The sequence below is a fragment of the Pseudomonas sp. BF-RE-21 genome, from assembly GCF_019947305.1.
Taxonomy (GTDB): Bacteria; Pseudomonadota; Gammaproteobacteria; order Pseudomonadales; family Pseudomonadaceae; genus Aquipseudomonas; species Aquipseudomonas migulae.
The window spans coordinates 61,754-73,834 of the sequence record NZ_JAGYGF010000026.1 but is presented as its reverse complement, the minus strand read 5'-3'; the positions used below and the strand labels follow the sequence as shown (position 1 = coordinate 73,834).

Sequence of the window (12,081 nt, the reverse complement as noted above, 5' to 3'; positions counted from 1 at the left end):
GCCTACAGGGGACCGCGTTTTTTCAGCGGGCCTGTGGGCCATCAGCAATCAGGAAAAATTTGTTAGCGCGTCGAAACCGGGCGTTTTACCCAGACTGGCGACAGGCTGCTGCCGTTGCCGGTGACGTACAGCACCGCCGCTTCACCGCGTTCCAGGGCAACCGGTTTCACGTCGCCTACTTTCGTGGCGCCATCGTATAGCGCCAGGCTGACTTTGACCGGGTTGATTTCACGCTCGCCACGGCCCTTGGCGGCCACGGACGGGACCACTTCGGTCTTGCCGTCAGCGGTTTTCAGGGTCAGGGCCTTGTCGCTCAGGTTCTGTACGCGAACCAGGGATTTCTGCTTGTTCTTGAACGGCGGCTCTTCGATCAGTTGCGGCGCGCCGCTGGCGTTGTTGACCAGGGTGTAATAGTGATCGCCGGCCAGTTTCACTGGCAGGGTCTGGCTGCCGACCTTGGCGCTGTAGTCGCCGCCCGGCATGAAGCTGAAGTCAGTGCTGGACAGCGGCGCGACGTCGCTCAGGCTGGTGCTGCCGACGGTGGCGCTGACTTCAGCGTTACCGGCGTTATAGACCCGTACGAAGCTCGAACCTTTAGGCGCGGTCGGACCGTAGAGCGCCGAGTCACCGGCGGCGAAGGCGTTCATGGACAGCACGCTGAAGGTTGCGGCCAGAGCAAAGGTCTTGGCGAGACGGCGAGGAGTAGTAGTGAAAGTCATGGTGTACCTCTCTTTCAGTTTTGCGCCCGGTCGGGCGTCTCGGATTTAGTGTTTACGGCTACGTTTTGTTGGCGAGCGCCGGCTTCTTTGAGCGCTGCGACCCACTGCGGGTCGGCGTCGCCGATTTCGTTGTTCACAGGCAGATAACGTTCAGGAAACTCCCAGATCAGCACCTGTGGCGGGCTGTTCTTGAAGGCATCGCTTTTCAGGTAGCTGAGCATCGGCAGAATCGGGCCGTGGCCGTCTTCGGCGTAATTGACCACGTCGCTGTTCAGCGCTTCTTTCAGCGCGCCGACGAAGTTCCAGTTCGGGTTGGCGCTGTAGCTGGTGCCGATCAGGGCCACCGGCACTTCGGTGTTGGCGAACAGCGCGTCATCACCGCCAGCCTGATCGTCGGCCACCACGGTGTTGCGCTTCTGCAGCGGCTCGGTCGCCGGCATCAGGTTTTCGAACAGTGGGTCGAGCGGCAGGAACAAACGCAGGTCACCCTTGTGGGTCACTTTCTCTGCCGGCTCGGTGACGAAGCGTTGAGGCTCGCCGCTGAGCGGGGTTTTCTCGGCAATGGTTTTGGCCAGGGTCTGGGCGGCGATTTGCGCGCCTTCCGGGGTCCAGTGGGTGTCGGTGCGCAGGAACACTTGCTGACCGTCGAGCTTGGCCTTCAGCAGGGGGCCATACAGGTCGGGTGCGAGGATCTTGTTGGCCGCCAGACGAGCGTGGAAGTCCTCATAAAGATTGGCGTGAATACTCGAAGGCTTAACTTCGCCCAGGTGTTCCGGATACAGGCGAGTCTTGGCCGGCACGATCGCCATCACCAGTTTCACGCCTTTCTCTTTCAGTTCCTGGCGCACGCCTTCGACCAGCGCGTAGTTGCCTTGCAGGTTCAACTCTTCGTTGACGATCGGGTTGAATTCTTCATCGCTGTACAACCACTGATCGCGACCGAGCACGACGCCCGGACGACCTTCGTTGAACAGTTTGAAATCCAGCGCAGCCCAGAGGTTGGTGCCCAGGCGCTTGATCGGGAACTCTTCGTCGTAGTGCGTTTCGACAGCCTTGGCCCAGCGGCCATTGAGCACCGTCGCATCGGCGTTGGTGCTGAAGCCGAAGAAGCTGCGCGTCGACCACAGGCCCAGGACCAGCAAGGTCACCATAAACAGGCTGATATAGAAGATGCGTAATGAGCGGGTCATGGTCAGATCCCTCAGAACTGGAAGTAAAGGAACGGCGAGAAGCTTTGCGCCGAGAGTTTGAAAATCGAGGCAATGAACAGCACCAGTACCAGCGTGCGCATCACGTAACGCGACCAGTCCGCCGTCCAGTAAGCCGGTTGCACGGTGGCTTCAACGCCAACGGTGTAACCCGGTTGGTGGATGCTGGCCGGGTTGTCGCCCGGTACGGCTTTGATCATTCCTGGTGTCGCACCGGCAGGGCCATCCGCCTCGACGTTGACCGCAGGTTTGGTCTTGACCGGTGGCTGGTTGCTGTAGAAGTCACGGATGCCGAAGAACGCCAGGGTTGCGTACGCCACCACCAGAGTCGCCACTTGCAGACCGGTGAGGTTGGCCTCGTTGAGTTCCGACAGCGACCACTCGCCGAAGCTGAACATCGCGCCGTACATGCGGCCGGCGACGTGCAGGTTTTCGGCGCGGAAGATCACCCAGCCCATCACTACCAGCAGGAAGGTCAGCGCCCAGCGGATCGGGTTGATGCTGCGCGGCGAAGTGTTCAGGCCCAGGGCTTTTTCAATTGCCAGCCACATGCCGTGCCACGCACCCCACACGATGTAGGTGATGTTCGCGCCGTGCCACAGACCACCGAGCAGCATGGTCAGGAACAGGTTGCGATAGGTCATCAGCGTGCCTTTGCGGTTACCGCCCAGCGTGATGTACAGGTAGTCACGCAGCCAGGTGGACAGGCTGATGTGCCAGCGACGCCAGAACTCGGTGATCGACTGGCTGATGTACGGCTGCTTGAAGTTTTCCATGAAGCGGAAACCCATCATCAAGCCCAGGCCGATGGCCATGTCGCTGTAACCGGAGAAGTCGAAATACAACTGCGCGGTGTACGCCAGCGCGCCGAGCCAGGCATCGCCCGTGGTCGGGTTCTGCAAGGCGAAGCAATGGTCGGCCACCACCGCGAGGGTGTCGGCGATGAAGACCTTCTTGATGAAACCCTGCATGAACCGCGTGCAGCCCTCGGAGAACTTGTCGAGGGTATGGGTGCGGTTGTTGAACTGGTCGGCCAGGTCGCGAAAACGCAACACCGGGCCGGCAATCAGGTGCGGGAAGATCGCCACGAAGGCCGCAAAGTCGATCAGGTTACGCGTTGCCGGGGTGTCACCACGGTAGACGTCGATGATGTAGCTGATGGACTCGAAGATGTAGAACGAGATCCCGATCGGCAACAGCACGTGGGTCAGGATGAACGGCGACAGACCCACCGACGTCATCATCGCGTTGATGCTGTCGACACCGAAGTTGGCGTACTTGAAGTAGCCGAGAATGCACAGGTCGACGGCCACGCCGAGCAGCAGCCAGCGCTGGGCCGGTTTGGTCCGAACGCCTGCGGCGCCGACTTTGAGGCCGATCCAGTAGTTCCACAGCGTGACGGCGGCGAACAACGCCAGGAAGTCCACGCGCCACCAGGCATAGAACACATAGCTGGCGATCAGCAGCAGTAGGTTGCGATAGCGTATTCCGCTCAAGTAGTACATGCCGAGAAAGATCGGCAGGAACAAAAACAGGAACACGTTGGATGAAAATACCATCCCGGTCTCTCCATGTTTAACCAACAGTCAAGGGCCGCAGCCCCCCCAAACCCCCCCAATAAAAACCTGGGGAGATGTATTGCATTCAAACCACCGCGATCCTTGTAGGAGCGAGGCTTGCCCGCGAAGGCCGTTACGCGGTGGAACTGATGAACCGTGTCATCGTTCTTCGCGGGCACGCCTCGCTCCTACAGGGGTTATGCGTTAAGAACCTTTGCCTTTTTCGTTCGCCGGGTCGTAGACCTTGGTCAGGTCACCCCCGAGGCGGAAGGTCTTGAACGGCTGCATCTCGTGCTTTTTCTCAAGCACATCCGGCGAGCAGGTGTAGAGCGTGCAGAACGGTTCGAGCCAGGCGAATTTCGAGTCGACCTTGAGGTCGGTCATGTCCTGTTCCTTGCCGTTCTTGTTCTCGAATTCGTCCGGGTCTTTAACCCCGGCGAGCACTCGATCACCCAAACGTTTCAACGCGCCGTTGTTTTCCTGACGCAGATCCACACCGTTGACCTGAGCGAAACTGGCGATCATCGCCAGCGGCGGCAGGGCGTAGTTGTGATAGGCGAGGGCGCGTTGCTGGCGCTTGAGTTCGTTGGGCAAGAAGCCTTGGGCGTCGACCTGATTGGCGCCGACCTTGTATTCCTTCACGGCCCAGTCGAACAGGTCGCGGCGGTTGGTGGCGACGGACGTTGCCATCACCGACCAGGCGGCCCAGTACGAGTGGTTGTTGGTTTGTTCCAGCGGCAGGTTGTCCCAATCGCTGACCACCTGATCGGCCATTTTGCTGAACCAGGCTTCAATCAACTGCGACTCTTGCTGGTGGTTCGCCAACGGATGCGAGTCGGAGAATTTCAGGCGGATGTACGAAGACGCCATGCTGCCCAACGCCCATTTGCGCATCGATTTGCCGGTGTGGTTGAAGTCTTTGGACATCAACGCATCGGCCTTGGCCCAGGCGGTCAACCAGTTCAGCGTGCATTCGAGCTGTTCCGGACGACCGTCACGCATGAACTGCATCACGCGTTTGCTGGTGCCGCGCTCGATCTTGGTGATGTCGGCGGTGGTGTCGCGGAAGGCTTTTTCCGATACCTCGTTCAGGGTCGAACGGGCCTTGTCGGAACCTTCGTATTTGCTGCGAAATTGCAGCGCGCCGGTGTACGGCGTCGGCATCGCGTCACAGCCTTCTTTGCTGTCACCGGTTTTGATTTTTTCAATCGGCGCGAAGTAACCCTGTGGCGGACGCAGCGGCGCGGCGGCCTGGGTGGCGCCGGCGAACATGGCCAGCGTCAGCAGGGAGGGCGCGAGTAGCTTTTTCAAAGTTCGGGTTTGCATGATTGCCTCATTGCCCGACCGAAGCAGTACGCTGCTCGGCACTCGGGAACACGTTGCGTTTGCAGATTTTCGCTTCGACTTTCTGCTGCGCGGCACCTGCTTCAGGACCCTGGATTTCGACGGCCAGCAGATTCTGCGAGGCCCAGTCTTCGTCCGTGCGCAACTCAAAGGCGAAACGCCCGTCGGTGTCGGAGGTTTCCGGTTTTTCGATCTTGATGTCCTCGTGGCGACCGTTCATGTACCAGAGGGTGGCTTGCAGGGTTTTCACCGACGGATCGGCGAAACGGATGTCGACCTGGTGACTGCTGTTTTGCAGGTTCAGGTTCTTGCTGTTGACCATCAATTCGTTCTTGCCCGGTTTCAACGTGGTGCTGCCGGACATCTGTGCATCCTTGCCTTCGCAACCGTTGTCCAGCAGCGCCATCATCTGGCGGTAGATGGTTTCCTGGTCGAGGCGATAGAGCGGCGAGAATTCCCAGATCAGAATCTTCGGCGGCTTGGTCTGGAACTCTTCGCTGCCCAGGTACTGCAGCATCGAACCTTCCAGGCCACCGCCGGGGAACGCCACGTTGAGGATGTCGGCGCCGATGGCCTCTTCGAGGAAACCGGCGAAGTTGTAGTTCTTGCCACTGTGGCTGGTGCCGACCAGGGTGATCTCCGGGTTGCCGGAGTCACTGAACAGATCGCCATCCGCTGCTTCGCCTTTTGGCTCGGTGGTGAATTGATCCATGTACTGGATCGCGTAGCTGGTGCCACAGAGTTGACCGGCCATGTTGTGCAACGTTCCGGTCTTGCCCATGCGACCCGACTTGTGGCTCTCGAATTCACGCTTGGGAATGCCGGCAAACTCAGGCAGTTGCTTGATTTTCTCGCCGACGATTTTTGCCGTGCGCTGGGCGCCATACGGCGTCCAGTGCTGGTCGCCACGGAAGTAGAAGTCGTGGGCGGGCAGGGTGTCGGGCAGCGACTCGTTGGTCAGCGGCGACAGGTCCGGCACCACGTAACCCATGGCGGCAAAGCGGCCGAGCATGGTCTTGTAGTTCCTCAGCGCCTTGTCGAAATCGAACCTGGCCTTGTCTTCCGGATTGAGCTTGTTGCGGTTTACCAGGCCACGAGTGGGTTGGTAAACAATCACCAGCTCCACGCCTTTGCTCTTGAACGCATCGTGCAGTTCTTTCATGCGTTTGTAGCCGGCGGGGGTGGTGTCGAATTCGGTGCGCAAGTCTTCTTGCGTACGGAACAGCCAGTCGCCCTGAGCCTGCACCAGCGTGGTGAAGTTCTGCTGATAACGCGTGGTGTAGTTCTTCGCGTCGTGGGCTTCGGGGCACAGGTTGCAGCACGGTTCGGCGCTGAATGTCGGCGCTTTGGCTTCATCTGCACGAACGCCGCCGCTGGCCGCGAGAATGCCGGCGGTCAGGGCCGACAGGCTGAGTAATTTGATCAAGTGTGGGTGCATAAAATTATCCTCAGTCCCGCATTTCGGTCTGGCGTTCGACAGGGTCGATCAGCACGGCTTTCTGCTGGCGTACCAGCAGGTCGAGAATTTCATCCTGACGCTCGCCGAGAATCCCGCTGAAGCTGATGCCGCTGGATTTGGTCGGGGCAAGCATGGACACGCGATACAGCTCGACGCTCAGCGGCGAGTCGATGGACAGCGGGCCACTGCCGTTGCCGGCCAGTTCGCCGCCGACAACGATCAGCGACACCTGGGCGTCGAACGGGTCGAGCTTGATGTCCCGGTCGGTGTCGCTCAGGTCCTTGATGTGGCCGTAGACGCCGGTCAGGCCGTTGGCCATGGACAGGTTTTCGTACAGGCGAATGTTCACGCTGTTACGAATGCGGATGCCGTGGCGACGGTTGCTGATCACCTTGTTCGCCCACAGCAGGTTGTCGGCACTCTCGTAGAGGGTGATGCCGTCGGTGTGGTTCTTGTAGATCTCGTTGTAGGCAATGATGTTGTTGACGCTGTTCCGGTCGATCACCAGGCCCGACAACTTGTTGTCGTAGCTGCGGTTGTTGAAGATGAAGCTGTCGTTGACCTCACGGGAAATGATGATCCCGTGCTTCTTCTTGGTCCCGTAAACGGTGTTGTCGGCGATGATCAGGCCGTGCGAACGGTCATGCGGGTCGATGCCGTAGACGATGTTGTCTTTGTAGGTGTTGCCCTTGACCACGAAGTCGCGGGTTTCGTAGCAGTAGAAGCCGTACCACATGTCCGAGAACTCGGAACCGATGATCCAGCCGGTCGGTTCAGGACGCTTGAGCACCTTGGCCATGTTCGGCGTGTACTGGGAAATACTCACGCCATAGGACTTACTGTTGGCGTAGCCGAAACTGGCCATCTTGCTGTTGGCGATGTAGGTCTGGGTGCCGCCCCAGGCCAGCAGGAACGGACGGAATTCCTTCGGCGACTTGAACGTCGCCGGGCCGTTGTCCTTCTCGCGCCAGCCTGTGATTTTGGTGTCGCGCACAAACAGCTGGCCGTCGTTGACCAGGAATGAACCAGCCTCTTGGGACAGGCGCAATTCTTGCGTTTGCTTGTCGATTTCGAGGATGCCTTTCTCACCGACCACAATCGGCAACTTCGCCAGGAACACGCCCGGCGAGGTTTCGCTGAAGTACTGCTTGGGCAGTTTCTTCGCCAGGTCCTTGAGGTTCATGTAGCCGTCGTCGATGAAGATCGCCTGCGGGATACCGTGCTGACGCACCACCCACTCGGCCATCTTGTTGTCGCCGCCGATGAAGTCCTTCAGCGCGTTCTCTTGCATCATCCGACGCACGCTGATTTTGCCGGCCTTGGTGCGCACGATTTTCGCGGCGATGGCGTCGGCGGTGTAGCCGGTGGTGTCTGGCAGTGTCGGCTTTTCCAGTTCCAGCGGCGCGGTTGGGGCGCTGCTGACGGTGTAGGTCTTGGCCTGTTGCAGTTCCTTGGCCATGGTTACCGGCTTCAACGGGTTAGGAGCCGCCGGTTCCACGTTGGCGAAGCAAGCCGAGCTTGCCAGCAGCATCGCGCCGGCCAGCAAGGTCAACGAGCCTCTCTTCGGACTGTTCATGTCAGGAACTCCCTTAGCGGTTCGCATCAGAAGCGCCAGATCACGTCGATGAACGCGCGGTGCATGTACGAGTCGACTTCTTTGCCGTAGGCATCGCCCGGCTTGAACACGCCGCCACGCAAGCGCACCAGGGCCGACGGTTCGTCGATCGACTGGCTCAGCGCGGCAGGCAACAGGCCTTGCTTGAAGTACTTGGTGACCACAAGGTCCATTTCCTGGCCGAGGTCTTTGTTGCCATCTTCCAGCGGCAGGGACGTGCTGGAGAGAATCGCGCCGGTTGGGTCGGTGTCGTTCTCGACGGCGTTGATGCCGTTGCTGCCGACCGGCTTGTTGCCGTCGACGCGCCAGAACTTGTGGTAGATCACGCTGGCGTCGTATTCGTCGTTGAGCATCCACGAACCGAACAACGTAGCGGTTTGCATGTTGTTCATTTCGCCGCGGAACGCTTCGCCGAAACGGTGAACCCGCGAGCGAGTACCGGTGTAGTTCGAGCGGTTGCTTTCCAGGCCGTTCTGTTCGTAATCGGCACTGGCGCGAGCATAGGCTGCACCCACTTGCCATTGCAGATCGAGGCGCAGGCGCACGCCGATATCGGTGGCCCAGCCGTTGAGGTCTTCACCGCGCTTGGCTTCCGTCGGGCGCGAGCCGTCGGCGTTGAGCTGATTCACCGTGTCGGTGTCGCCGCTCATGCCGGTGACGCTGCCCCAGTAATTGACGGTGTTGGTGTTGCGGTAGTTGTAGGCGTCGCTGTCAGCGGTGAGGCCGAGCCAGCTGATGTCGCCGTTCTGTTTCTTGTCCAGCGAGTCGCCGGGCACGCCCGGTTCCGGGTAGTCGAGCTTGCCGTCGTCGTGGGTGTGATGACCGCGAATGCCGACCCAGTTGCCCGGTGTCCACTGATACGCCGCGTCGGCGTAGAGGTGCAGGCGATCCTTGTCTTTCGGCGCCAACTCTTTGAGGTCGGTGCGGTATTCGCTGAAGCGTTCGGCGACGCCGACGTTGGCGCGCAACAGTGTGGTGTCGAAGGTCCAGTTCAGGGCTTCGATGTTGGTGTCGCGCCATTGGCCGTCGTCGTTGCGCAGGCGTTGGCGACCGAGTTTCAACTGCTCGCCCGGATACGGTGTCAGGCCGCTGTAGCCAACCCAGAATTCGCGCATCGCCAGGTAGTTTTTCTTGGTCTTGCGATCACCGTTGTCGGTGGTCTGGGTGCCGTCGCTGTCGGACTGCTGCAAGGTGTCGGTTTCGATGATGTCGGTGGACGTCACGGCCTGACCCATGGCGTAGGCGCTCCACGCGCCGCTTTCGCCGTAGACCCAGGGACGCAGGTCGAGACCGACGCCATTGACGTCGCCGCCGCTGGCAGTGCCGAGGTCACGGTCGTCTTCGGACTGGCCGGTGATTTTTACGTCCAGACCGAAATTCTTGGTTTCGGTGATTGCCGCCAGGGTCGGGCAAGACCAGATCAGCGCAAACGTCAGGCCGATGCCGGCCTTCATGAATGGATTCAACTTCATAGGGATTCCTCGCCGTCTTCTTCTTGCAGGGCATGCAGTTCCAGCGTGTTCTGGCTCAAGGCGCCACGAACGGCCTGTTCTTGTTTCAACAGGCGTTGGGCCTCGGCCAGCTGGGCAGGCGGCAGTTGGGCTTCGAGAGTTTGCGCAAGCTCGGTGGCCTGCGGGGTGTTCTGGGCCTTGGCCAATTGGCTGAAGACATAAGCGTTAAGCGGGTCGGGCTTGGTGCCCTTGCCTTGGGAAAACAGCTGGGCGATGGCGAAGTCGGCGCTGTTCTGGCCGTTGCGCGCAGCGGTCAGCAAGTGGTCCAGTGCCTTCTGCGAATAGACCTTGCCCAGGTAACCACGACGGTAGATCTGGCCGAGGTAGTAATCGGCGGCGACTTCCTTGCCGACGGCTTTCTGGAAATGTGCTTCGGCGACTTTCGCGTCCGCCGGCACCCATTTGCCTTCGTAGTAGAGCTTGCCGAGCAACAGTTCGGCGCGCGGCTGGTCAGCGGCGCGGCCGTTGTCCAGGTACTTCATCATCATGTCGACGTCGCCGAGTTCCGGGAAGTCGTAGAGCAATTGCGCCAGGCTGACCCACGAAGCGGGGTAGGCGGGGGCGATGTCTTCGAGCAGTGCCTGAGCGGTTTTTTCGTCGGTCTTGCCCAGGCTTGCATCACCGAGCACACGAGCGACGCTGTCCACGCGCTGGGCGGAAACGGTGCCACGGGTATGTGCCGCTTGCATCTGCTTGATCAGCTCGGCTTGCTGTTCCGGTTTGCCTTGTTTCTGGTAAACCGTGGCCAGCTCGACGTAGCAGATGTCGGTGGTGTTCAACGCCGCTTTGCAGATCGTTGCGACTTCGTCCAGGTGCTGGTCGTAAGTGCCTTGGGTGCGATAGAGCAGCACCTGGGCCAGGCCGGCTTCCGGTTTGCCTTCGGCGCGCCATTGGCTGATCTGCTGTTGCGCGTTGACGTTGGGGAAACTGTGCGGGTATTGCAGGTACAGCATCGCCAGCGGGATCAGCGTGTTGCCTTCGCCATTGGCCGAAGCCTTTTTCAGCAGGGCTTCAGCTTCGTGCTGTTCGGCTTCGGTGGAACCGGGTTTGGCCACCAGCAAGCGACCCAGGCGAGCCTGCGCTCGCGGCGAAACGTCGGCCGCCGCGCGGTAAGTCGCCTCGGCCTGCTTGACCTGCGCCGGGTCGCGGCTGTCGACCTGGATATCGGCGAGGCCTACTTGGGCCTCGCTGTAGCCCAGGTCAGCCAGTTGCTTGTAGTTCTGCTGAGCCAGCGCGGTGTCGCCGCGCTTGAGCGCTTCATTGGCCAGACGCTGGTCGGGCAGACCGGCGCAACCGGCCAGGCTGACTGCCAATGCCAAGGCACACACTGTTCCAATGTGGGAGCCAGCCTGCTGGCGATTCAGGTTGCGCGGTGCATCAGTTGAACCGCGTTGATCCCATCGCGAGCAGGCTCGCTCCCACAGGGTCTGCGGTGTGTTCAAGGTAGGAGTCGTCACAGGCATGTCCTCGACTTAAAGACCGGAAGCCATGGCTTTATCGATCAGCCAGTTCAGGTTCGGGCCACGGTCGCTGTTCACTTCAACCGGGCGACCGGCGAACTTGCTGTCCAGCGGTTCGTCCGGCTGGATCAGCACGCGGATGTCGGACGACAGGTCGGCGCTTTTCAGGCTGGTGCTGCTGACGATCTTGCCGGTGCGGGTCTTGTCTTCGCCGGCAATCTGGAAGTTGACGTTGGTGCCTGGGCGCACGTCGCTGAACTGGCGATAGGAGAAGCGCGCTTCAACGTTGGCTTCGCTGTTACGCGGCACCAGTTGGAAGATCACGTCGCCCTTGCTGGCGTACTGACCGTCGGCGACCAGTTGCTGGGCCACGGTGCAATCGCATGGCGAGGTCAGGGTGCCGGTCATTTGCTTGCCGAACAGTTCTTCAACCTTGGCCGGTTGCAGTTGATTGTCGTCAAGATGGCCCTTGAGCACGTCGAGCATGCTGGTGCTGAACGTCGCCAGTGGCGCGCCTTTGGCGGCAACGCCGTCGGCCTTGATCAGGCTTTGCACGGTGCCGTCACGGGGCATGGTGATGCTCATGCCCGGCACACTGACCAGACCGGCCTGTGCGTGGCTGACGAAGTACATGCCGTACACCGATTTGAAAATGAAACCGAACGCCGCCAGACCGACGAGGAAAATCCCCAGGCTGAAGGTCACGGCACGCAGGCGACCGAACGCGGTCATGCCGTGGCCGCCATCCTTGACCTTGCGCGCCTTGGTGAAGTTGTCGCGCTGCAGGGTCGCCAGCACTTCACCCATGCTGACGATGTCGCCGGCCAGGTGCGAAGTGATCAGGTGGCGCAGGGTCGAGATGTCTTGCGGTTCCAGGTTCTGGAACTGGCAACCGGCACGGCCGGTCTGGCGGTCGAAGGAGCGTACTTGCATCTCTACGTCCATGGCCAGGCCGAGGTTATCGATGACGAACTGCAGGCGAGCCTTGTGCACATCGCCGACCTTCAGCGGCAGCTGACCGGCGTTGAACGCCAGGCCGCCGGCGGAGAGGTCGAGGACCCGGGCTTCAACCGGCGTGCGGTCCGGACCGAAGAAACGCAGCTTGGCCGGAATTTTCACTCGGGCGTGTTGGCGCTGGGCTTCGGATTCATGCACTACATTGGCGTTGACGGCGGTATTCATAGGGGCGATTTCCTGGTTAATTCA

Annotated in this window: 9 protein-coding genes; all 9 read right to left on the bottom strand. The window is 60.4% G+C overall.

Features of this window, described 5'->3' with window-relative positions; genetic code table 11:
• Nucleotides 1-62: 62 nt before the first annotated feature.
• Complete coding sequence (locus KGB25_RS17910) at nt 63-719, bottom strand: alginate O-acetyltransferase AlgF (protein WP_008025358.1); 657 nt, start codon at nt 717-719, stop codon at nt 63-65.
• A 14-nt stretch (nt 720-733) separates the two neighbouring features.
• Complete coding sequence (locus tag KGB25_RS17905; RefSeq protein ID WP_223436089.1) at nt 734-1,909, bottom strand: alginate O-acetyltransferase; 1,176 nt, start codon at nt 1,907-1,909, stop codon at nt 734-736.
• A gap of 11 nt (nt 1,910-1,920) precedes the next feature.
• Entirely contained in the window at nt 1,921-3,486 is a 1,566-nt protein-coding gene (locus KGB25_RS17900; protein ID WP_008025362.1) for an MBOAT family O-acyltransferase, read from the bottom strand.
• A gap of 204 nt (nt 3,487-3,690) precedes the next feature.
• Entirely contained in the window at nt 3,691-4,812 is a 1,122-nt protein-coding gene (locus KGB25_RS17895) for a mannuronate-specific alginate lyase (RefSeq protein ID WP_223436087.1), read from the bottom strand.
• A 7-nt stretch (nt 4,813-4,819) separates the two neighbouring features.
• Nucleotides 4,820-6,268, bottom strand: a complete 1,449-nt coding sequence (locus KGB25_RS17890) for an alginate O-acetyltransferase (RefSeq protein ID WP_192227782.1) — start codon at nt 6,266-6,268, stop codon at nt 4,820-4,822.
• Nucleotides 6,269-6,278: 10 nt separating this feature from the next.
• The gene (gene algG, locus KGB25_RS17885) at nt 6,279-7,865 is read right to left on the bottom strand and encodes a mannuronan 5-epimerase AlgG (RefSeq protein ID WP_223436084.1); all 1,587 of its coding nucleotides are present in this window, start codon (nt 7,863-7,865) and stop codon (nt 6,279-6,281) included.
• Between the two features lie 26 nt (nt 7,866-7,891).
• Nucleotides 7,892-9,376 (bottom strand): alginate export family protein, encoded by a 1,485-nt coding sequence (locus KGB25_RS17880; RefSeq protein ID WP_223436082.1) that lies wholly within the window; start codon nt 9,374-9,376, stop codon nt 7,892-7,894.
• Nucleotides 9,373-10,878, bottom strand: coding sequence for an alginate biosynthesis TPR repeat lipoprotein AlgK (algK, locus tag KGB25_RS17875; protein ID WP_223436080.1), 1,506 nt, complete (start codon nt 10,876-10,878; stop codon nt 9,373-9,375). Before algK ends, KGB25_RS17880 begins: the two co-directional genes overlap by 4 nt.
• A 9-nt stretch (nt 10,879-10,887) precedes the next feature.
• Nucleotides 10,888-12,057 carry an alginate biosynthesis protein Alg44 gene (locus KGB25_RS17870; RefSeq protein WP_008025372.1) on the bottom strand — a complete coding sequence of 390 codons (1,170 nt, stop codon included), beginning with the start codon at nt 12,055-12,057 and terminating at the stop codon, nt 10,888-10,890.
• Between the last annotated feature and the right edge of the window lie 24 nt (nt 12,058-12,081).

Bases quoted from the DNA above. Each gene is read 5' to 3' on its own strand.
- KGB25_RS17910 (WP_008025358.1), bottom strand. From the start codon at position 719: ATGACTTTCACTACTACTCCTCGCCGTCTCGCCAAGACCTTTGCTCTG.
- KGB25_RS17905 (WP_223436089.1), bottom strand. From the start codon at position 1,909: ATGACCCGCTCATTACGCATCTTCTATATCAGCCTGTTTATGGTGACC.
- KGB25_RS17900 (WP_008025362.1), bottom strand. From the start codon at position 3,486: ATGGTATTTTCATCCAACGTGTTCCTGTTTTTGTTCCTGCCGATCTTT.
- KGB25_RS17895 (WP_223436087.1), bottom strand. From the start codon at position 4,812: ATGCAAACCCGAACTTTGAAAAAGCTACTCGCGCCCTCCCTGCTGACG.
- KGB25_RS17890 (WP_192227782.1), bottom strand. From the start codon at position 6,268: ATGCACCCACACTTGATCAAATTACTCAGCCTGTCGGCCCTGACCGCC.
- algG (WP_223436084.1), bottom strand. From the start codon at position 7,865: ATGAACAGTCCGAAGAGAGGCTCGTTGACCTTGCTGGCCGGCGCGATG.
- KGB25_RS17880 (WP_223436082.1), bottom strand. From the start codon at position 9,376: ATGAAGTTGAATCCATTCATGAAGGCCGGCATCGGCCTGACGTTTGCG.
- algK (WP_223436080.1), bottom strand. From the start codon at position 10,878: ATGCCTGTGACGACTCCTACCTTGAACACACCGCAGACCCTGTGGGAG.
- KGB25_RS17870 (WP_008025372.1), bottom strand. From the start codon at position 12,057: ATGAATACCGCCGTCAACGCCAATGTAGTGCATGAATCCGAAGCCCAG.